The organism is Klebsiella sp. GG_Kp173 (assembly GCF_040062415.1).
Taxonomy (GTDB): domain Bacteria; phylum Pseudomonadota; class Gammaproteobacteria; order Enterobacterales; family Enterobacteriaceae; genus Klebsiella; species Klebsiella quasipneumoniae.
Genome location: NZ_JBEAFZ010000020.1, coordinates 144,473 through 164,495, shown reverse-complemented (window position 1 = coordinate 164,495; position 20,023 = coordinate 144,473). Strand labels below are relative to the sequence as shown.

19 protein-coding genes are annotated in these 20,023 nt (G+C 59.6%); 11 read left to right on the top strand and 8 right to left on the bottom strand.

Annotated elements, in window-relative coordinates:
• The first annotated feature begins 101 nt into the window (after nt 1-101).
• The gene (gcvP, locus tag ABLU50_RS10980) at nt 102-2,975 is read left to right on the top strand and encodes an aminomethyl-transferring glycine dehydrogenase (protein ID WP_023342190.1); all 2,874 of its coding nucleotides are present in this window, start codon (nt 102-104) and stop codon (nt 2,973-2,975) included.
• Between the two features lie 62 nt (nt 2,976-3,037).
• Nucleotides 3,038-3,781, top strand: coding sequence for an SDR family oxidoreductase (locus tag ABLU50_RS10975; RefSeq protein ID WP_043520930.1), 744 nt, complete (start codon nt 3,038-3,040; stop codon nt 3,779-3,781).
• Nucleotides 3,782-3,975: 194 nt separating this feature from the next.
• Here the strand turns inward: ABLU50_RS10975 and ABLU50_RS10970 are convergent, their stop codons facing one another.
• From ABLU50_RS10970 to ABLU50_RS10945, 6 genes are all read right to left on the bottom strand, one after another.
• Nucleotides 3,976-4,479, bottom strand: a complete 504-nt coding sequence (locus tag ABLU50_RS10970; RefSeq protein ID WP_004205308.1) for a protein disulfide oxidoreductase — start codon at nt 4,477-4,479, stop codon at nt 3,976-3,978.
• Nucleotides 4,469-5,080 (bottom strand): DsbA family protein, encoded by a 612-nt coding sequence (locus ABLU50_RS10965; protein WP_017899795.1) that lies wholly within the window; start codon nt 5,078-5,080, stop codon nt 4,469-4,471. The genes ABLU50_RS10970 and ABLU50_RS10965 overlap by 11 nt, the downstream gene beginning before the upstream one ends.
• Before the next feature lies 1 nt (nt 5,081).
• On the bottom strand, nt 5,082-7,091 hold the full coding sequence (locus tag ABLU50_RS10960; RefSeq protein WP_087832720.1) for a protein-disulfide reductase DsbD domain-containing protein: 2,010 nt from the start codon (nt 7,089-7,091) through the stop codon (nt 5,082-5,084).
• A 49-nt stretch (nt 7,092-7,140) separates the two neighbouring features.
• Nucleotides 7,141-7,500 (bottom strand): hypothetical protein, encoded by a 360-nt coding sequence (locus tag ABLU50_RS10955; RefSeq protein WP_017899797.1) that lies wholly within the window; start codon nt 7,498-7,500, stop codon nt 7,141-7,143.
• Between the two features lie 124 nt (nt 7,501-7,624).
• Entirely contained in the window at nt 7,625-9,058 is a 1,434-nt protein-coding gene (gene bglA, locus ABLU50_RS10950) for a 6-phospho-beta-glucosidase BglA (RefSeq protein ID WP_087832722.1), read from the bottom strand.
• Nucleotides 9,059-9,176: 118 nt separating this feature from the next.
• Nucleotides 9,177-9,905, bottom strand: a complete 729-nt coding sequence (locus ABLU50_RS10945; protein WP_004205316.1) for a MurR/RpiR family transcriptional regulator — start codon at nt 9,903-9,905, stop codon at nt 9,177-9,179.
• Between the two features lie 49 nt (nt 9,906-9,954).
• Between ABLU50_RS10945 and yqfB the strand changes: the two genes are divergently transcribed.
• Entirely contained in the window at nt 9,955-10,266 is a 312-nt protein-coding gene (gene yqfB / locus ABLU50_RS10940; RefSeq protein WP_057212983.1) for a N(4)-acetylcytidine aminohydrolase, read from the top strand.
• 162 nt (nt 10,267-10,428) lie between these two features.
• Entirely contained in the window at nt 10,429-11,088 is a 660-nt protein-coding gene (locus ABLU50_RS10935; protein ID WP_002916317.1) for a hemolysin III family protein, read from the top strand.
• Between the two features lie 150 nt (nt 11,089-11,238).
• Here ABLU50_RS10935 and ygfZ read toward each other — a convergent pair whose 3' ends face one another.
• Nucleotides 11,239-12,222 (bottom strand): tRNA-modifying protein YgfZ, encoded by a 984-nt coding sequence (ygfZ, locus tag ABLU50_RS10930; RefSeq protein ID WP_087833197.1) that lies wholly within the window; start codon nt 12,220-12,222, stop codon nt 11,239-11,241.
• Nucleotides 12,223-12,467: 245 nt separating this feature from the next.
• Here ygfZ and sdhE point away from each other — a divergent pair, with 245 nt between their 5' ends.
• Nucleotides 12,468-12,734 carry an FAD assembly factor SdhE gene (sdhE, locus tag ABLU50_RS10925; protein WP_002916312.1) on the top strand — a complete coding sequence of 89 codons (267 nt, stop codon included), beginning with the start codon at nt 12,468-12,470 and terminating at the stop codon, nt 12,732-12,734.
• Nucleotides 12,715-13,125 carry a protein YgfX gene (locus ABLU50_RS10920; protein ID WP_004205323.1) on the top strand — a complete coding sequence of 137 codons (411 nt, stop codon included), beginning with the start codon at nt 12,715-12,717 and terminating at the stop codon, nt 13,123-13,125. Before sdhE ends, ABLU50_RS10920 begins: the two co-directional genes overlap by 20 nt.
• A gap of 6 nt (nt 13,126-13,131) precedes the next feature.
• On the opposite strand, the gene fldB is transcribed toward ABLU50_RS10920, so the two are convergent.
• The gene (gene fldB / locus ABLU50_RS10915; protein WP_004205324.1) at nt 13,132-13,653 is read right to left on the bottom strand and encodes a flavodoxin FldB; all 522 of its coding nucleotides are present in this window, start codon (nt 13,651-13,653) and stop codon (nt 13,132-13,134) included.
• 100 nt (nt 13,654-13,753) lie between these two features.
• Here fldB and xerD point away from each other — a divergent pair, with 100 nt between their 5' ends.
• From xerD to lysS, 5 genes are all read left to right on the top strand, one after another.
• Nucleotides 13,754-14,650, top strand: a complete 897-nt coding sequence (gene xerD, locus ABLU50_RS10910) for a site-specific tyrosine recombinase XerD (protein ID WP_004144729.1) — start codon at nt 13,754-13,756, stop codon at nt 14,648-14,650.
• A 22-nt stretch (nt 14,651-14,672) separates the two neighbouring features.
• Nucleotides 14,673-15,386, top strand: coding sequence for a bifunctional protein-disulfide isomerase/oxidoreductase DsbC (gene dsbC / locus ABLU50_RS10905; RefSeq protein WP_087833198.1), 714 nt, complete (start codon nt 14,673-14,675; stop codon nt 15,384-15,386).
• A gap of 5 nt (nt 15,387-15,391) precedes the next feature.
• Nucleotides 15,392-17,125, top strand: a complete 1,734-nt coding sequence (gene recJ, locus ABLU50_RS10900; protein ID WP_004205327.1) for a single-stranded-DNA-specific exonuclease RecJ — start codon at nt 15,392-15,394, stop codon at nt 17,123-17,125.
• A gap of 85 nt (nt 17,126-17,210) precedes the next feature.
• Nucleotides 17,211-18,309, top strand: a protein-coding gene (gene prfB, locus ABLU50_RS10895) for a peptide chain release factor 2 (protein ID WP_095858446.1) whose coding sequence is annotated in 2 segments (ribosomal slippage) — nt 17,211-17,285 and nt 17,287-18,309 — 1,098 coding nt in all. Because the reading frame shifts where the segments join, the coding sequence is not laid out codon by codon here.
• Nucleotides 18,310-18,318: 9 nt separating this feature from the next.
• Nucleotides 18,319-19,836, top strand: coding sequence for a lysine--tRNA ligase (gene lysS, locus ABLU50_RS10890; RefSeq protein ID WP_002916299.1), 1,518 nt, complete (start codon nt 18,319-18,321; stop codon nt 19,834-19,836).
• Nucleotides 19,837-20,023 lie beyond the last annotated feature (187 nt).

Genomic DNA, 20,023 nt, shown 5'->3' with positions numbered 1-20,023 from the left:
CGCGAATGATTTTGCGTATTCCGGCCCGGTAAGCATCAGCGCTTGCCGGGCAAACCAGTCAGACAATCACGATTCACCGCACGTTTCAGGAACCATCGCTCATGACTCAGACTTTAAGTCAGCTTGAAAACCGCGACGCCTTTATTGAACGTCACATTGGCCCGGACGCTCAGCAGCAGCAAGAGATGCTGAAGACCGTCGGCGCGGATTCGCTTAACGCCCTGATCGGCCAGATTGTGCCGCAGGATATCCAGCTGGCGACCCCACCGCAGGTGGGCGACGCGACAACCGAATTCGCCGCGCTGGCAGAGCTGAAGGCGATCGCCGGTCGCAACAAGCGCTTCAAGTCTTACATCGGCATGGGCTACACCGCCGTGCAGCTGCCGCCGGTTATTCAGCGCAACATGCTGGAAAATCCGGGCTGGTATACCGCCTATACTCCTTACCAGCCGGAAGTCTCCCAGGGCCGCCTGGAATCGCTGCTCAACTTCCAGCAGGTCACTCTCGATCTTACCGGGCTGGATATCGCTTCCGCTTCGCTGCTCGATGAAGCGACCGCCGCCGCCGAAGCGATGGCGATGGCCAAACGCGTCAGCAAACTGAAAAACGCCAACCGCTTCTTCGTTGCCGCCGATGTCCATCCGCAAACCCTGGACGTGGTGCGCACCCGTGCGGAAACCTTCGGCTTCGACGTGATCGTCGATGACGCCGACAAAGTGCTCGATCACCAGGATGTCTTCGGCGTGCTGCTGCAGCAGGTGGGCACCACCGGGGAAATCCACGATTACAGCAAACTGATCGCCGAGCTGAAAGCGCGCAAAGTGATAGTCAGCGTCGCCGCCGACTTTATGGCGCTGGTGCTGCTGACGGCGCCGGGCAAGCAGGGCGCGGATATCGTCTTCGGCTCCGCCCAACGCTTCGGCGTGCCGATGGGCTACGGCGGCCCGCACGCGGCCTTCTTCGCGGCGAAAGATGAATTCAAACGCTCCATGCCGGGCCGGATTATCGGCGTATCGAAAGATGCGGCGGGTAACACCGCGCTGCGCATGGCGATGCAGACTCGCGAACAGCACATCCGCCGCGAGAAAGCGAACTCCAACATTTGTACCTCGCAGGTGCTGCTGGCCAACATCGCCAGCTTGTACGCGGTTTTCCACGGCCCGGCGGGTCTGAAACGTATCGCAGGCCGCATTCATCGCCTGACCGACATTCTGGCCGACGGCCTGCAGAAGAAAGGGCTGAAGCTGCGCCATGCGCACTACTTCGACACCCTGTGCGTGGAAGTGGCGGATAAAGCCGCGGTGCTGGCGCGTGCCGAAGCCCTGCAGATTAACCTGCGCAGCGATATTCACGGCGCGGTGGGCATTACGCTCGACGAAGCAACCACCCGCGAAGACGTGCTCAACCTGTTCCGCGCCATCGTCGGCGACGATCATGGTCTGGACATCGATACCCTGGATAAAGACGTGGCGCTGGACAGCCGTTCCATACCGGCGGCGATGCTGCGCGACGATGCGATCCTCACCCATCCGGTGTTCAACCGCTACCACAGCGAGACCGAGATGATGCGCTACATGCACGCCCTGGAGCGTAAAGATCTGGCGCTGAACCAGGCGATGATCCCGCTGGGTTCCTGCACCATGAAGCTGAACGCCGCGGCGGAGATGATCCCGATCACCTGGCCGGAATTCGCTGAGCTGCACCCGTTCTGCCCGGTCGAGCAGGCGGAAGGGTATCACCAGATGATCGCCCAGCTCTCCGACTGGCTGGTGAAACTGACCGGCTATGACGCCGTCTGCATGCAGCCGAACTCCGGCGCGCAGGGCGAATATGCTGGCCTGCTGGCGATTCGCCACTATCACGAGAGCCGCAACGAAGGCCATCGCGATATCTGCCTGATCCCAAGCTCCGCGCACGGCACCAACCCGGCTTCCGCGCAGATGGCGGGTATGCAGGTGGTGGTGGTTGCGTGCGACAAAAACGGCAATATCGATCTCGCTGACCTGCGTGAAAAAGCAGAGCAGGCGGGGGCGAATCTCTCCTGCATCATGGTCACCTACCCGTCGACCCACGGCGTATATGAAGAGACCATTCGCGAAGTGTGCGAGATCGTGCACCAGTTCGGCGGCCAGGTTTACCTTGACGGCGCTAACATGAACGCCCAGGTCGGGATCACCTCTCCGGGCTTTATCGGCGCCGACGTTTCGCACCTCAACCTGCATAAAACGTTCTGCATTCCGCACGGCGGCGGCGGCCCGGGTATGGGCCCAATCGGCGTGAAAGCGCACCTGGCGCCGTTCGTGCCGGGTCACAGCGTGGTGCAGATTGAAGGGATGCTGACCCGTCAGGGCGCGGTTTCCGCCGCGCCGTTCGGCAGCGCGTCCATCCTGCCGATCAGCTGGATGTATATTCGCATGATGGGCGCGGAAGGGCTGAAGCAGGCGAGCCAGAACGCGATCCTTAACGCCAACTACATCGCTACCCGTCTGAAAGACGCCTACCCGGTGCTCTACACCGGTCGCGATGGTCGCGTGGCGCACGAATGTATTCTCGATATTCGTCCGCTGAAAGAAGAGACCGGCATTAGCGAACTGGATATCGCCAAGCGTCTGATCGACTTTGGCTTCCATGCGCCAACCATGTCCTTCCCGGTAGCGGGTACGCTGATGGTTGAGCCGACGGAATCGGAAAGCAAAGTGGAGCTGGACCGCTTTATCGACGCGATGCTGGCGATCCGCGCGGAAATCGACCGCGTCAAAGCCGGTGAATGGCCGCTGGAAGACAACCCGCTGGTGAACGCACCGCACACCCAGGGCGAGCTGGTGGGCGAGTGGAACCATCCGTACAGCCGCGAGCTGGCGGTATTCCCGGCTGGGTTGCACAACAAGTACTGGCCGACGGTGAAACGTCTGGATGATGTCTACGGCGACCGCAACCTGTTCTGCTCCTGCGTGCCGATGAGCGAATACCAGTAAGTTTGCGTTTTAGCTAAACTTTTAAAGGCGCTGCGGCGCCTTTATTTTTTTGGAGGGAAGGTATGGGAATAGCTCTTATTAGCGGCGCGAGCCGCGGCATAGGCCGGGCGACGGCGCTGCTGCTGGCGCAGGAAGGGTATACCGTGGCGGTCAATTACCATCACAACATTAACGCCGCCACCGAGGTGGTGAATACCATTTTGGCGTCTGGCGGCAAAGCCACGGCGCTGCGGGCGGACATCAGCGATGAAGCGCAGGTGATGGCGATGTTTGAGGCGATTGACCGCATGGGCGAGCCGCTGACGGCGCTGGTCAACAACGCCGGGATCCTCTTTACCCAGTGTACGGTGGAGAGCCTGAGCGCCGAGCGCATTAACCGCGTGCTGGCGACCAACGTCACCGGCTATTTCCTCTGCTGCCGCGAGGCGGTCAAGCGCATGGCGCATCGGCATGGCGGTAAGGGCGGGGCGATAGTTAACGTGTCGTCGGCGGCCTCGCGCCTTGGCGCGCCGGGAGAGTACGTTGACTATGCCGCGTCGAAAGGGGCGGTAGATACCCTGACTACCGGGCTGGCGCTGGAGGTGGCGGCGCAGGGGATCCGGGTCAACGGCGTGCGTCCGGGGCTGATTTATACCGAAATGCACGCCTCCGGCGGTGAACCGGGGCGCGTGGATCGAGTGAAAGGTTCGCTACCGATGCAGCGCGGCGGCCAGCCGGAAGAGGTCGCTCAGGCCATTGCCTGGCTGCTGAGCGACAAAGCGTCGTATGTGACGGGCAGTTTCCTTGAACTGGCGGGCGGGAAATAACCCGTAGATGTCTATTGCCCGGCGGCGCTGCGCTTGCCGGCCCTACGGGGTCAAAGCCGAATGGTAGGCCGGGTAAGGCGTAGCCGCCACCCGGCATAAAAACCGCTAAAGCCCGACGGTCTAACAGGAGGCCGGCCACAGCCTCAGTACCCGTAGCCCGGCTAAGCGCAGCGCGAGCCGGGTAACCCGGCGGCCTACCAGGAGGCCAGCCACAGCCGCAGGCGCATTCCCCAACTGCTGGTCCAGCCGGTGGTAACCGACTTCACCTCGCCTCGATAAATCACCACCAGCGTTGGCGTCACCCGAATATCCCACTGCCGCGCCAGCTGGCCGCTCGGGTCATTTACCGTCGGCAGCGTCAGTTTCTTTCTGGCAAGCCACGTCTCCAGCGCGGCGTTATCGCCGGAGCGCAGGGCCACCGTCAGCACATTGCCGCCGTCGGCGGCAAGCGATGCCACCGACGGCGTGGTGTAGCGACAAACTCCGCACCAGGTGGCCCAAACGTACAGCAGCAGCGGCTTTTGCTGGCTCATGGCGTTCAGATCCACCGTCCTGCCGTCGAGGGCGTGCAGCGATGTGGCGCTGACGTTTTGCGGCAGCGCGGGCTGGCGAAAATAATCCACCGCCAGGCTCACCGCCGCGCCAATCAGCAGCCACACCGCCAGCTCGCGCAACCAGCGCCTGATTTTACTGGCCACGGGCTTTCGCCAGCTGCTCTTTCACCAGCCCCTCCAGCTCATCAGCAGGGATCGCGCCGGCCACCATCTGATCGCCGATGATGGTCGCCGGGGTGCCCTGAATATTCAGCACCTGCGACAAAATCAGGTTCATCTTCAGCGAATCCATGGTCTTGTCATCGATATTTACACTATCGGTGGCGGTTTTCTTCTGCGCCGCGGCGATGCTGGCGTCATCGTGATAGCCTTTTTTCGCCATCAGCCGCTGATGCAGCGCCCAGAACTTATCGGGCTGCTGGCGCCAGGTCGATAGCGCCGCTTTGGCGGCATTGACCGAACTTTGCCCCTTGAACGGCAGCAGCTTAACGATCAGCTGAATGTCCGGGTTATCGTGGACGATTTTTTCCAGCAGCGGATCAAACTGTTTGCAGTAAGGGCAGTTGTAATCGGTAAACGAGACGATCGTCAGTTTTGGCGCTTTCGCGCCGGTGCGCGGGCTGTTCGGATCGTTAAACAGCAGCTGCGCCAGCTGGTCATTAGCGTTTGCTTGTGGTTCTTCCGCCGGGGCGGCGAAGCTGAAGGCGGATATGCACAGCAGCAATAAGGCGGTGATAGCTCTCATGTTATTTTCCTTGGGCGACGGACAGGGTGGCGAGAAGGTGTTCGCGATCTAACAGCGCAGGCAGGATCTCTCCCTGCGGCGATCCCGGTCCGTAAATCTGGTTAAACGGCACCGCGGCGCTGCCGCGAGTGGTTAAAAACTGACTAATCGTGGCGGAGGGTCGGCTCCAGTCGCCGCGCAGGGCGACCACGTCCGGCGCTAACAGCGCCTGCTGGACGTCATCGCGCAGCAGCACGTTGTATTTATTGGCTTTACAGGTCACGCACCAGTCGGCGGTGACATCAATAAACACCCGCTTATGTTCCGCCAGAGCGCTGGCGATAGCCTGCTCGCTGAGCGGCTGCCAGTTAACCCGGTCGCGGCGCGGGCCCTCGCCGTCAGATCGGGAGACTAAGGCGACGGCGCCCGCCACCACGATGGCCAGAGCGCCCGCGCGCAGCGCCGTCCGCCAGCGGTAGCGCCAGGCGGTGGCCACTAGCAGGGCGATGGACAGAATTACCAGCAGGGTAAGCACCGGCGTACGGCCGATGTGGATCGTCAGCAGGCTGACCAGCCATAGCACTGAACCAAGCATCATTAGCCCCAGCAGTACGCGCAGATGATTCATCCAGCGGCCGGGACGTGGCAGTCGTTGCGCCAGCCCCGGCCAGGCAACGATCAGCAGCCACGGCAGGCTCATGCCGATCCCCATGGCGAAGAAAATGCCCCACAGCAGCGGCAGGGGTGCCACCAGCGCCACCGACACGGCGGTGCCGAGGAACGGCGCGGTGCAGGGGGTCGCCAGCAGGGTGGCGAAGGTGCCCTGCCAGAAATGGCCCATTAAGCCGTTGCCGCCGCGGGTGGCGAGGAAGGTGCTGGCGCTGGAGGAGAGGCGGATTTCGAACAGCCCCAGCAGACTGGCGCTGAACAGGATCATCACCAGCGCCATGGCGCCGATAAACCACGGGCTCTGGAACTGGATCCCCCAGCCGAGCGCCTGATTCCCCAGGCGTAGCGCGGTCATCATCAGCGCCAGCGCCAGGAACGAGACGACGATCCCGCACGCCGAGGCGAGGAACTGCCGCCGCACCGCGCCGCGTTCGCGACCTTCGGTTTGCACCAGCGAGCCGAGCTTCATCGCCAGCACCGGCAGCACGCAAGGCATGACGTTGAGGATAAGCCCGCCGGCCAGCGCCATCAGCAGCACCCAGCCTAACGCCAGCACCGGCGCGGCGCTGCCGGCGCTGATGGCGATCTGACTTTCCTGCGCCTGGCCGCTATCCGCCAGCACCAGCGACAAGGTTTTACCGCGCAGATCCGGCGCCGCTTCGCCCCAGCTATCGGTGACCGGTATGGTGGCGGTCAGCGTATCGCCGCGGCTGGTAAAGCTCGGCTTGCCGAAATCGACATCCTCCATGCTGTCGATAAACAGCGCTGGCTGCTGCCAGCCGGCATCGCGGCGAGCGGTCACCGTCAGTTTGCCGCTGACGTAGCTGGCGGTCAGCTGCGAAGTCAGACCATCGCCCAGCGGCAGCGTGCCCATCGCGCGGGTGAAATCGTAGCCAAAACCCTCCCCTGGCGGGGCCGTCATATCCAGCGAAAAGGGATAGTCAGTAAGAATGCAGACATTGCTGCAGGTGGATAACGTCAGCACGCCGCTGAGCGTCGGCGGTATCTTCCCGCGCAGCGTCATCGGGAAGCTGACGTCACCGTGATAGCCCTGAGTGGAAATGCCCGCGACGTCGAAGCGCTGCGGCGTCGGCCAGCGCCAGTCAACCTCCAGCGGCGTGTGCCAGGCGATAGCCGGCGCGATGCCGCCTTCCCCCGGCGAGCGCCAGTAGGTTTTCCAGCCCTTTTCCAGCGCCACGTCTAAAAGCAGGCGGGTATCGCCATTGCTCTCGGTTTGCGCCCGCAGGCGGACGCTGGCGTGTTGATTGTCGGCGGCGCGTAGCCAGCCGCTGTCGGCGGCCTGACTGACGGGCAGCCATAGCCAAAGCAGGCAGACCAGTAGTCGCCTGAATAACATAGACATAAATTTGCTCCATAAATGATGAATTAACCTGAACTGTCAGGAAAATCAGTCACTCACGGAAGACGCATAATCGCAGATGCACCCGCAATCGGGGCGGGGAGATAACGCGGGGAGGCCACTGGCGCTCGATACGCGGCGGGATCGCCGCCAGCACCGCCAGCAGCAGGGTGATAGCCAACAGCGCCCCTTCAAACAGCATCGGCGGGACGGCCATCAGCGACTTGGCGCTGAGTTCGCACGGCGTGACCGGCGCGTCGGCTTTATCCTGGGTTTGCTGCAGTGACGGGCTGTCGGCGGTGAGGTTCATGACCAGCGCGTGCATCCCGGCCATTCGCTGGGCGGTGCAGACCAGCACCACCAGACAGGCCAGGAGGACAAAAAGAATGGCTTTGCGTTGTCGCTTAATCATGAGCGCCTCAAATATTCACGAGGCCTATCTTATCGGGCGAACGGGTTTTGGCAATGGTAAAGCTGTAAAGAAGTGTCTGGCGGATAAGCAATTAGCCCTCCCCCGGCCGGGAGAGGGCGGTTAGTTACAGGTTCTCACCGTTGCTGTCGATGACCTCTTTGTACCAGTTAAAGCTCTTCTTGCGCGAGCGGGACATGTCGCCGGTGCCGTCATCGTGTTTGTTGACGTAGATGAAGCCGTAGCGTTTGCTGTACTGCCCGGTAGTGAAGGAGACGCAGTCGATGCAGCCCCATGGGGTATAGCCCATCAGATCGACGCCGTCATAAGTGACCGCTTTGATCATCTCTTCGATGTGGGCGCGCAGGTAGTCGATGCGGTAGTCATCGTTGATGCTGCCGTCGGCTTCGACTTTGTCGTAGGCGCCAAAGCCGTTTTCCACGATAAACAGCGGCTTCTGATAACGCTCATACAGTTCACACAGAGAATAGCGCAGGCCGACCGGGTCAATCTGCCAGCCCCAGTCGGAGGCTTTGACGTGCGGGTTCGGCACGCTGCCTTCGAAGCCGGAAATGGCGTCGCCGGTGCCGCCCTCGGCTTTCACCGCGTTGGTCATGTAGTAGCTGAAGCCAAGATAAGCGCAGGTGCCTTCGCGCAGGATCTGCGCATCGCCATCTTCCATCTTGATGTTGAAGCCGCGGCGCTCCCACTCATTCAGCACATAGCTCGGGTAGTAACCGCGCAGCTGGACGTCGGTAAAGACGTAGCGTTCGCGCATCGACTCCTGGGCGAACATCACATCTTCCGGTTTGCAGGAGTAAGGGTAGAGGGCGACCATCGCCAGCATGCAGCCGACCTGCATGTCCGGGTTAATACGACGCGCCGCTTTCACCGCCAGCGCGCTGGCGACGAACTGATGGTGCAGCACCTGGTACATGGTCTCTTCCGGATTGTCATGCTCGGTATAGACCACCCCGGAGCAGCAGTAGCCGAACAGCGGCGCGCGCCAGTTGCGCTGGTTGTTGATCTCGTTGAAGGTCATCCAGTATTTCACTTTGTGCTTATAGCGCTCGAAAACCACTTCGGCAAAGCGCACAAAGAAATCGACCACTTTGCGGTTGGTCCAGCCGCCGTACTGCTGCACCAGGTGCAGGGGCATCTCGAAGTGGGAGAGGGTGATCACCGGCTCGATGTTGTATTTCAGCAGCTCGTCGAACATGTCGTCGTAGAACTTCAGTCCCTCTTCATTCGGCTGGGTTTCGTCACCCTGCGGGAAGATGCGGGTCCAGGCGATGGAGGTGCGGAAGCATTTGAAGCCCATCTCGGCGAACAGTTTGATGTCTTCTTTGTAGCGGCCGTAGAAATCGACCGCTTGGTGGTTGGGGTAATATTTGCCGGCTTCCACCTGGTGGGTGATTTCACGCGGCACGCCGTGCGCCCCGCCGGTCAGCACGTCGCAGATGCTGGGCCCTTTGCCGCCCTGATCCCAGCCGCCTTCAACCTGATGCGCGGCAACCGCGCCGCCCCATAAAAAATCTTTCGGAAGGGTTAATTTTTTCATCCTGGCTAATCTCTCTAATAACTATTGCGCTCGAGTCTAGCAAAGTGAAAGTTAATGTCACGATATAACAAATTCCTCCAAAGGTAATATGTTACATCAAAAAAACAGGCTGTTATTTTTAGCTGATTTTGCGCGCTAATTTACGTCCGAGGGATTCGAGAATATAGATCACTGGAATTTGCGTGGTAATATCGTAGACGCCGCCAATGCGGGTCTGCGGGACGTGCCAGGAGAGATTGAAATCGGCCAGTTTGGCCAGCCGCGAATGCTCGTGACTGGTAATCGACATCACCTTGCAATGATGTAGGCTGAACTGGCTGGCGAAACGCAGGATCTCTTCTGTTTCGCCGGAGACGGAAAGCACGATCGCCAGCGCGTTGCGGGCCATATCGTTGGTTACCGGAAAATAGGGGTCGTCAATATGGTTGCTGAATTTACCGACGTTGGAGAAGAAACGGGCGCCATATTTCGCCAGCGCGCCCGAGGTGCCGGCGCCGACAAAAATAATACGTTCTGAGGCGAGAATAATATCGACGGCCTGGTCTAGTAATCCATCGAACTCGTCATTATTAACGCTTTTAAAAAAGCTCATGATTTCGCTGGCGCCGATATTTGCCTGTTGAGGCTCGTTCTGCTCAAGATATAATTTAAAACGTACGCGAAATTCAGAGTAGCCCTCGCACTGCAGTTTGCGGCAGAAGCGCAACACGGTGGTGGTGGAGACGCCGGCGGCTTCGGCCAGTTCGCGGATGGTCATGTACATCACTTTGTCGCGATTCTTTATGACGTAGTGGTAGACCATCATCTCAAGATTATTGAGACTGGCGACAGCGGCGTGGGAGAACATACTCACAGGGCGAACTCACAATTCATAATGACCAGGACGGAATTATATCATGCAGGCCAATGACATTACCTTTTTTCAGCGTTTTCAGGACGACATCCTCGCCGGGCGCAAAACCATCACTATTCGCGATGCGGCGGAGTCGCACTTTCAGGTCGGCGATGTGCTGCGCGTCGGGCGCTATGAAGATGACGGCTATTTTTGCACCATCGCCGTGACAGCGACCTCGACAGTGACGCTCGATACGCTGACTGAACAGCATGCTCAACAGGAGAATATGACCCTGGGGCAGCTGCGGCAGGTCATCAGCGACATCTATCCTGGCGAGAGCCAGTTTTATGTCATTGAATTCAAAACGCTTTAAGGTAAGCAGGAACAGCTGTGAGTTGAAATATAAATGTAACCTTTTGATTTTAATGTATTTACAAATATACATCTTTTTATTTTAGCTAACAGGTGTTCACTGGAATCATTCTCAGTTACCCTAAGTGAGCAATGAAAGCGTTCTTGTTTTCAGGAGTCCAATATGGTGCGCAAACCATTAATCACTCAGGGATATTCTCTGGCAGAGGAAGTTGCCAACAGCATCAGCCACGGGATCGGGCTGGTGTTCGGTATCGTCGGGCTCGTGCTATTGCTGGTGCAGGCGGCGGACACGAACGCCAGCGCGACGGCGATCGCCAGCTACAGCCTGTACGGCGGCAGCATGATTATGCTGTTCCTCGCCTCCACGCTCTATCACGCGATCCCGCATCAGCGGGCGAAACAGTGGCTGAAGAAATTCGACCACTGCGCTATCTACTTGTTAATCGCCGGGACCTATACGCCGTTTTTGCTGGTGGGGCTGAACTCTCCGCTGGCGAAGGGGCTGATGATCGTCATCTGGAGCCTGGCGCTGCTGGGGATCCTGTTTAAGCTGACCATCGCGCACCGCTTTAAAATTCTGTCGCTGGTGACCTATCTGACGATGGGCTGGCTGTCGCTTATCGTGGTCTATCAGCTGGCGGTGAAGCTGGCGGTGGGTGGCGTAACGCTGCTGGCGGTTGGCGGGGTGGTGTACTCACTGGGGGTCATCTTCTACGTCTGCAAACGTATTCCCTATAACCACGCTATCTGGCACGGCTTCGTGCTCGGCGGCAGCGTGTGTCACTTCCTGGCGATCTATCTTTACATCGGCCAGTCCTGATAAACATCCCACGGTGGCGCTGCGCTTACCGTGGCTACAATACGCTACGGCCTGGAAATTCCACGGTGGCGCTACGCTTACCGTGGCTACAATATACTGCGGCCGGGTAGCCCGGCTAAGGCGCAAGCGCCGCAAGCCGGGAACTTTTCCTTAATCTTCTTCCAGCGAATACGGCAATGGTTTGATGCTCAGGCTGCCGGCATCGTCGCGCACGCGGAATACGCTGTCCGGCTCCATGTCATTATTCATCACTACCTGGACCATCAGGCTTCCGTCATCCAACTGTACGGCTGCCAGCACCGTACCGGTGCGGCGCCAGTTGTCGCCCATCTTCAGCTCCAGGTCTTCCCCGGCCTCCGGCACCCGGCTGGCGGTACCTGACAGCGTCCACAGCGCGCGCTTATTGGCGCCGCGGAATTTCGCCCGCGCCACCATCTCCTGACCGGTGTAGCAGCCTTTTTTGAAGCTGATGCCGCCCAGCGCCTGCAGGTTGGTGGCCTGCGGAATGAACTGCCCGCTGTTGGCGCTGTCGATAACCGGCAGACCGGCTTCAATATTCAGCACCAGCCACTGCTGGCTGTTATTGAGCTGCGCTTCGCCGCGCAGCGCGTCCGTCACCCGATTGGCGGTGTCGACATCGGTCACCAGCAGGAAGCGCTCGCCCGGGTGTTCAAACCACAGCAGGCTGGTGGCGCCTTCGCTGACCACCGGAGTGGCGGCGTCGGGCAGAGAGGCGAACAGCGGCGCCAGCGCGGCGCGCGCCTGGAAGCCGGCCACCCCCAGCAGAACCAGATCGTCGTTGGCGGCGATGGTGACTTTGGAGAAGACGGCATATTTTTTCAGCTCGGTCAGCTGCGCGTCGCGCAGGCTGCGGCGTTCAATCCACGCGAAGCCGCCGTCGCGACGGAATACGCGCAGGTTGCTCCACATCTTGCCTTTGGCGTCACAGTGGGCGGCAAGCAGATGCTGAGCATCGGTGAGACTGCTCACATCGGCGGTAATCTGCCCCTGCAGGTATTTTTCGCTGTCTGGCCCGCTAATCGTCGCCAGCGCCCAGTCATCCAGGGTCATCAGCGTTAACGGCAGACGAGCGGAAGAGGAAGGCTGACGCGGAGGAAAAGGTGTAAAAGCCATAGTCATATCCTGAATCGCTTAACGCAGTGTGTGTGACCAATGGTAAAAGAGCTATAGTGCATTGCAAGTGCTTTCAACAGGCCATTTGTGCGCTGACGTTTGGTGAAGGCCCGGCGTGGGAAAACAATAAGCCCATCATTATTTTATGGTTTTTATGGAAGGATGCTCGCATTCAGCGATATTCCTGTAAAGTTACGGCAGAAAACGGGTTAAACTAACCAATATTTTGCTGCTGGAAGATCAACATGGACATTAACAATAAAGCACGTATCCACTGGGCATGCCGCCGCGGGATGCGCGAACTCGACATCTCCATCATGCCGTTCTTTGAGTATGAGTACGATACCCTCAGCGACGCTGACAAACAGCTGTTCATTCGCCTGCTGGAAAACGACGATCCGGATCTATTCAACTGGCTGATGAACCATGGCAAACCGGCCGATGCGGAGCTGCAGCGAATGGTAACCTTAATTCAGACACGGAATCGGGAACGTGGTCCTGTGGCAATCTGATCTCCGTATCTCCTGGCGCGCGCAGTGGTTTTCTCTGCTGCTCCACGGCGTTGTGGCGGCGCTGGTGCTGCTGGTTCCCTGGCCGTTAAGCTACACCCCGATCTGGCTGCTGCTGCTGTCGCTGGTGGTCTTTGACTGTGTGCGCAGCCAGCGACGGATCCATGCCCGTCGCGGGGAGATAAAACTGCTCACCGATTCCCGGCTGCGCTGGCAAAACGCCGACTGGGAGATCCTCGGGACGCCGTGGGTCATCAACAGCGGAATGCTGCTGCGTTTGCGCCATGTCGATACCCGACGCGGTCAGCATCTGTGGCTGGCGGCGGACAGCATGGATGCCGGAGAGTGGCGGGACCTGCGCCGGCTGGTGCTGCAAAAACCGGCGCAGGAGTAAGCGGCGTCAGGAGAAGTGTTCGGCCATTTCGCCGAGGATCTGCTCGCACCAGCTCTGGATGCGCTCGTCGCTCAGGTCGTACTGGTTGGTTTCATCCAGCGCCAGGCCAACGAACAGTTGGCCATCCGCGATCACCGGTTTCGGGCTGGTGAACTCATAGCCTTCGGTTGGCCAGTAGCCGACAAACTTCACGCCTTTGGTCGCCAGCTTGTCATGCAGCATGCCGAGCGCGTCAAGGAACCATTCGCCGTAGCCCAGCTGATCGCCCATGCCGTAGAGCGCGACGATTTTTCCCTCGAGGTCCAGGGTGTCCAGCTGGTCCCAGACCGCTTCCCAGTCTTCCTGAATTTCGCCGAAATCCCAGGTCGGGATGCCGAGGATCAGTACGTCGTACTGGCTCATCAGCGCGGGGGAGTCATCTTTCAGATTGTGCAGCGTCACCAGCTCGGGGCCGATGATATCGCGGATTTTCTCCGCGGCCATTTCGGTATAGCAGGTACTGGAGCCGTAAAACAGACCTATATTCATCGCGTAAACATCTCGATTCTTGCCGTGAATGGCGGGCAGTGTACCAGAAAGGCGTCCTCTTAAGGCATAATGAGAGCGTTTAACGAACAAAGAGGCCGATGTGAAACAGGATCTGGCACTAATCGAACAGTTTCTCGATGCCCTTTGGCTGGAGCGCAACCTGGCGGAGAATACGCTCAGCGCCTATCGTCGTGATTTGACGATGCTCGTGGAGTGGCTGCACCATCGCGGTCTGTCGCTGGCAAGCGTCGGCAGCGACGACCTGCAGGCGCTGCTGGCCGAGCGGCAGTCCGGCGGCTATAAAGCCACCAGCACCGCGCGTCTGCTGAGCGCTGTGCGTCGTTTCTTCCAGCATCTGTACCGGGAAAAAATTCGCCCGGACGACCCCAGCGCGCTGCTGGCCTCGCCAAAGCTGCCGCAGCGGCTGCCGAAGGATCTCAGTGAGGCGCAGGTTGAGCGTCTGCTGCAGGCCCCGCTGGTGGAGCAGCCGCTGGAATTGCGCGATAAAGCGATGCTGGAGGTGCTGTATGCCACCGGCCTGCGCGTTTCGGAGCTGGTGGGCCTGACGATGAGCGACATCAGCCTGCGACAGGGCGTGCTGCGGGTGGTGGGGAAAGGCAATAAAGAGCGGCTGGTGCCGCTGGGGGAAGAGGCGGTACTGTGGGTGGAAAATTACCTCGAGTATGGTCGCCCCTGGCTGCTGAACGGCGTGGCGTCGGATGTCTTATTTCCCAGTCAGCGCGCCCAGCAGATGACGCGCCAGACCTTCTGGCACCGGATTAAACACTATGCCGTGCTGGCGGGGATCGACAGCGAAAAGCTCTCCCCGCACGTGTTGCGCCATGCGTTCGCCACGCATTTGCTCAATCATGGCGCCGACCTGCGCGTGGTGCAGATGCTGTTAGGACACAGCGATCTCTCCACCACGCAGATTTACACCCACGTGGCGACCGAGCGTCTGAGACAACTTCATCAACAGCACCACCCGCGGGCGTGAGTGCTGAATAAAAGGACTGAGTATGAAAAAAGGTTTATTGATGTTCACCCTGCTGGCGGCTTCCCTTTCCGGGGCGGCGCATGCCGATAGCGCGGCAATTAAACAGTCGCTGGCGAAGCTGGGTGTACAGAGCACCGATATTCAACCGTCGCCGGTTTCCGGGATGAGCACGGTGCTGACCGACAGCGGCGTGCTGTATGTCACCGACGATGGCAAGCACATCATCCAGGGGCCGATGTACGACGTGAGCGGCACGCAGCCGGTCAACGTCACTAACCAGCTGCTGCTGGGGAAGCTGAACGCGCTGAGCAACGAAATGATTGTCTACAAAGCGACGAAGGAGCAGCACGTCATTACCGTCTTCACCGACATCACCTGCGGTTATTGCCACAAGCTGCATGAGCAGATGAGCGACTACAACGCGCTGGGGATCACCGTGCGCTACCTGGCCTTCCCGCGCCAGGGACTGCAGAGCCAGGCGGAGCAGGACATGAAGGCCATCTGGTGCGCGAAAGATCGCAACAAAGCGCTGGATGACGCCATGAACGGCAAGGGCGTGCAGCCGGCGAGCTGCAGCGTGGATATCGCCAAACATTACACCCTCGGCGTGCAGATGGGCGTCAACGGCACCCCGGCGATGGTCCTCAGCAACGGCATGGTGCTGCCGGGCTATCAGGGGCCGAAAGAGCTGAAGGCGTTCCTCGACGAGCATAAAAAACAGACAAGCGGTAACTGATTCGCGTGAAACAACAGATACAACTACGCCGCCGCGAGGCGGTTGACGGCGTCGATTTACCCGCCGATCTGCCGCCGCTGCTGCAGCGGCTGTATGCCAGCCGCGGGGTGCGCAGCGCCCAGGAGCTGGAGCGCAGCGTCAAAGGCATGCTCCCCTGGACACAGCTCACCGGCGTTGAAAAAGCGGTCGGGATGCTGCACGACGCATTCCAGAAAGGGCTGCACATTGTCGTGGTCGGCGATTTTGACGCCGACGGCGCCACCAGCACCGCGCTCAGCGTGCTGGCCCTACGCGCGCTGGGCTACGGCAACGTCTCCTACCTGGTGCCGAACCGTTTTGAAGACGGCTACGGCTTAAGCCCGGAAGTGGTCGATCAGGCTCACGCCCGCGGCGCGCAGATGATCATGACCGTCGACAATGGGATCTCGTCCCATGCCGGCGTCGATCATGCCCATGCCCTGGGGATCCCGGTGCTGGTGACCGATCACCACCTGCCGGGGGAGACGCTGCCGGCGGCGGAGGCCATCGTTAACCCTAACCTGCGCGATTGCGACTTCCCATCGAAATCGCTGGCCGGGGTGGGGGTGGCGTTCTATCTGATGCTGGCGCTGCGTACTTTTCTGCGTGATAACGGCTGGTTCGACGCCCGCGGCATCGCCGCGCCGAACCTTGCCGAGCTGCTGGATTTGGTGGCGCTTGGCACCGTTGCCGACGTCGTGCCGCTGGATGCTAACAACCGTATTCTCACCTGGCAGGGGTTAAGCCGCATTCGCGCCGGCAAGTGCCGGCCCGGCATTAAGGCGCTGCTGGAGATTGCCAACCGCGATCCGCAAAAGCTGGCGGCCAGCGACCTCGGTTTCGCCCTCGGGCCGCGCCTGAACGCGGCGGGACGGCTGGACGACATGTCGGTCGGCGTCGCGCTGCTGCTGTGCGATAACATCGGCGAAGCGCGCGTGTTAGCCAACGAGCTTGACGCGCTCAACCAGACGCGCAAAGAGATCGAGCAGGGGATGCAGGCGGAAGCGTTAACCCTGTGTCAACAGCTGGAACGCAGTAGCGACACCCTGCCCGGCGGGCTGGCGATGTACCATCCGCAGTGGCACCAGGGGGTGGTCGGCATCCTCGCCTCGCGAATTAAGGAACGTTTCCACCGGCCGGTGATCGCCTTTGCGCCCACCGGCGACGGCACGCTGAAAGGCTCCGGCCGCTCCATTCAGGGGCTGCATATGCGCGATGCGCTGGAGCGCCTTGATACGCTCTATCCGGGGCTGATCCTGAAGTTCGGCGGCCACGCGATGGCGGCAGGATTATCGCTGGAAGAAGCGCGCTTTGAGGAGTTTCAGCAGCGCTTCGGCGAGCTGGTGACCGAGTGGCTGGATCCTGCGCTGTTGCAGGGCGAGGTGGTCTCCGACGGCCCGCTGACGGCGGCGGAGATGAGTATGGAAGTGGCGCAGATGCTGCGCGACGCCGGGCCGTGGGGACAGATGTTCCCGGAACCACTCTTTGACGGCCGTTTCCGTCTGCTGCAGCAGCGGCTGGTGGGCGAGCGTCACCTGAAGGTGATGGTCGAGCCAGTTGACGGCGGCCCCCTGCTGGACGGTATCGCCTTCAACGTGGATACTTCCATATGGCCCGACAACGGCGTGCGCGAAGTCCAGTTAGCCTACAAGCTCGACATCAATGAGTTCCGCGGCAACCGCAGCCTGCAGCTGATCATCGACCACCTCTGGCCAAATTGACAACAGTGTATGAATAAGGGCGCGAATCCGGTAGAATTCCGCTCTTATCACCGCATTTTGACAAATCCATTAAAAGAAACCGACCATGTTTGAAATAAATCCGGTAAAAAACCGCATTCAGGACCTCACGGAGCGCTCCGACGTTCTTAGGGGGTATCTTTGACTACGATGCCAAGAAAGAGCGTCTCGAAGAAGTAAACGCCGAGCTGGAACAGCCGGACGTCTGGAACGAACCTGAACGCGCTCAGGCGCTGGGTAAAGAGCGTTCTTCCCTGGAAGCCATCGTAGATACCCTGGATCAGATGTCCCAGGGGCTGGAAGACGTTGCCGGCCTGCTGGATCTGGCCGTGGAAGCGGACGACGAAGAGACCTTCAACGAAGCCGTCGCCGAGCTGGATACCCTGGAAGAGAAGCTGGCGCAGCTTGAGTTCCGCCGCATGTTCTCTGGCGAATACGACAGCGCCGATTGCTACCTTGATATTCAGGCCGGTTCCGGCGGCACCGAAGCCCAGGACTGGGCCAGCATGCTGATGCGCATGTACCTGCGCTGGGCGGAAGCGCGCGGCTTTAAGACCGAAATCATCGAAGAGTCCGAAGGTGAAGTCGCAGGGATTAAATCCGTGACCATCAAGATCATTGGTGATTACGCCTACGGCTGGCTGCGTACCGAAACCGGCGTTCATCGTCTGGTGCGTAAGAGCCCGTTCGATTCCGGCGGCCGCCGTCATACCTCCTTCAGCTCCGCGTTCGTTTACCCGGAAGTGGAAGACGATATCGATATCGAAATTAACCCGGCCGATCTGCGCATCGACGTATACCGCGCCTCCGGCGCCGGTGGGCAGCACGTTAACCGTACAGAATCCGCGGTGCGTATTACCCACATCCCGACCGGGTTGGTGACGCAGTGCCAGAACGACCGTTCGCAGCACAAGAACAAAGACCAGGCCATGAAGCAGATGAAAGCGAAGCTTTATGAGCTGGAGATGCAGAAGAAAAATGCCGAGAAGCAGGCGATGGAAGACAACAAGTCCGATATCGGCTGGGGCAGCCAGATCCGCTCTTACGTGTTGGATGACTCGCGTATTAAAGATCTGCGTACCGGGGTGGAAACCCGCAACACTCAGGCGGTGCTCGACGGCAGCCTGGACCAATTTATCGAAGCAAGTTTGAAAGCAGGGTTATGAGGAACCAACATGTCTGAACAACAAGCACAGGGCGCTGACGCGGCAATTGACCTTAATAATGAACTGAAAACCCGTCGCGAGAAGCTGGCTGCGCTGCGTGAGCAGGGCGTCGCTTTCCCGAACGATTTCCGTCGTGACCATACCTCTGACCAACTGCACGCTGACTTCGATGGCAAAGAAAACGAAGAGCTGGAAGCGCTGAACGTTGAAGTGGCCGTGGCTGGCCGTATGATGACCCGTCGCATCATGGGTAAAGCGTCCTTCGTCACCCTGCAGGACGTTGGCGGCCGCATCCAGCTGTACGTGGCGCGTGACGATCTGGCGGAAGGCGTTTACAACGACCAGTTCAAAAAATGGGACCTCGGCGACATCATTGCCGCCCGCGGTAAGCTGTTCAAGACCAAAACCGGTGAGTTGTCTATCCACTGCACCGAGCTGCGTCTGCTGACCAAAGCCCTGCGCCCGTTACCGGACAAGTTCCATGGCCTGCAGGATCAGGAAGCGCGCTATCGTCAGCGTTACCTCGACCTGATCTCCAACGATGAATCGCGCAAGACCTTCAAAGTGCGTTCGCAGATCCTGGCGGGCATCCGTCAGTTCATGGTTGGCCGCGGCTTTATGGAAGTGGAAACTCCGATGATGCAGGTGATCCCGGGCGGCGCTTCCGCGCGTCCGTTTATCACCCATCATAACGCGCTGGATCTGGACATGTACCTGCGTATCGCGCCGGAACTGTACCTCAAGCGTCTGGTGGTGGGCGGCTTCGAACGCGTCTTCGAGATCAACCGTAACTTCCGTAACGAAGGGATCTCCGTTCGTCATAACCCAGAGTTCACCATGATGGAACTCTACATGGCTTATGCGGATTACAAAGATCTGATTGAGCTGACCGAATCCCTGTTCCGCACCCTGGCGCAGGACATCCTCGGCAACACTGAAGTGCCTTACGGCGACCAGGTGTTCGACTTCGGCAAGCCGTTTGAAAAACTGACCATGCGCGAAGCGATCAAGAAATACCGTCCGGAAACCGAGATGGCGGATCTGGATAACTTCGATTCCGCGAAAGCGATCGCTGAGTCTATCGGCATCAAAGTGGAGAAGAGCTGGGGTCTGGGCCGTATCGTGACCGAGATCTTCGAAGAAGTGGCGGAAGCGCACCTGATCCAGCCAACCTTCATCACCGAATACCCGGCGGAAGTTTCTCCGCTGGCGCGCCGTAACGACGTCAACCCGGAAATCACCGACCGCTTTGAATTCTTCATTGGCGGCCGTGAGATCGGTAACGGCTTTAGCGAGCTGAACGACGCCGAGGACCAGGCGCAGCGCTTCCAGGATCAGGTTGATGCGAAAGCCGCAGGCGACGACGAAGCAATGTTCTACGATGAAGACTACGTGACCGCGCTGGAGCACGGCCTGCCGCCGACCGCCGGTCTGGGTATTGGTATCGACCGCATGGTGATGCTGTTCACTAACAGCCACACCATCCGCGACGTGATCCTCTTCCCGGCAATGCGTCCGCAGAAATAATCGCGTCTTGTGCATTGCAAAAAACCCGGCTTGCCGGGTTTTTTTATGTCTGACGTGAGGTCTGAAGGCTGGCGTAACCCGACTCAGCGCAGGCCGGGGGCTCCCGGATGGCGGCGTAAACACCTTATCCGGGCTACGCAACAGCGCAGAACCGTAGGCCTGTGCAAGCGTAGCGCCGCCAGGCAAC

Bases quoted from the DNA above. Each gene is read 5' to 3' on its own strand.
- gcvP (WP_023342190.1), top strand. From the start codon at position 102: ATGACTCAGACTTTAAGTCAGCTTGAAAACCGCGACGCCTTTATTGAA.
- ABLU50_RS10975 (WP_043520930.1), top strand. From the start codon at position 3,038: ATGGGAATAGCTCTTATTAGCGGCGCGAGCCGCGGCATAGGCCGGGCG.
- ABLU50_RS10965 (WP_017899795.1), bottom strand. From the start codon at position 5,080: ATGAGAGCTATCACCGCCTTATTGCTGCTGTGCATATCCGCCTTCAGC.
- ABLU50_RS10960 (WP_087832720.1), bottom strand. From the start codon at position 7,091: ATGTCTATGTTATTCAGGCGACTACTGGTCTGCCTGCTTTGGCTATGG.
- ABLU50_RS10955 (WP_017899797.1), bottom strand. From the start codon at position 7,500: ATGATTAAGCGACAACGCAAAGCCATTCTTTTTGTCCTCCTGGCCTGT.
- bglA (WP_087832722.1), bottom strand. From the start codon at position 9,058: ATGAAAAAATTAACCCTTCCGAAAGATTTTTTATGGGGCGGCGCGGTT.
- ABLU50_RS10945 (WP_004205316.1), bottom strand. From the start codon at position 9,905: ATGTTCTCCCACGCCGCTGTCGCCAGTCTCAATAATCTTGAGATGATG.
- yqfB (WP_057212983.1), top strand. From the start codon at position 9,955: ATGCAGGCCAATGACATTACCTTTTTTCAGCGTTTTCAGGACGACATC.
- ABLU50_RS10935 (WP_002916317.1), top strand. From the start codon at position 10,429: ATGGTGCGCAAACCATTAATCACTCAGGGATATTCTCTGGCAGAGGAA.
- ygfZ (WP_087833197.1), bottom strand. From the start codon at position 12,222: ATGGCTTTTACACCTTTTCCTCCGCGTCAGCCTTCCTCTTCCGCTCGT.
- sdhE (WP_002916312.1), top strand. From the start codon at position 12,468: ATGGACATTAACAATAAAGCACGTATCCACTGGGCATGCCGCCGCGGG.
- fldB (WP_004205324.1), bottom strand. From the start codon at position 13,653: ATGAATATAGGTCTGTTTTACGGCTCCAGTACCTGCTATACCGAAATG.
- dsbC (WP_087833198.1), top strand. From the start codon at position 14,673: ATGAAAAAAGGTTTATTGATGTTCACCCTGCTGGCGGCTTCCCTTTCC.
- lysS (WP_002916299.1), top strand. From the start codon at position 18,319: ATGTCTGAACAACAAGCACAGGGCGCTGACGCGGCAATTGACCTTAAT.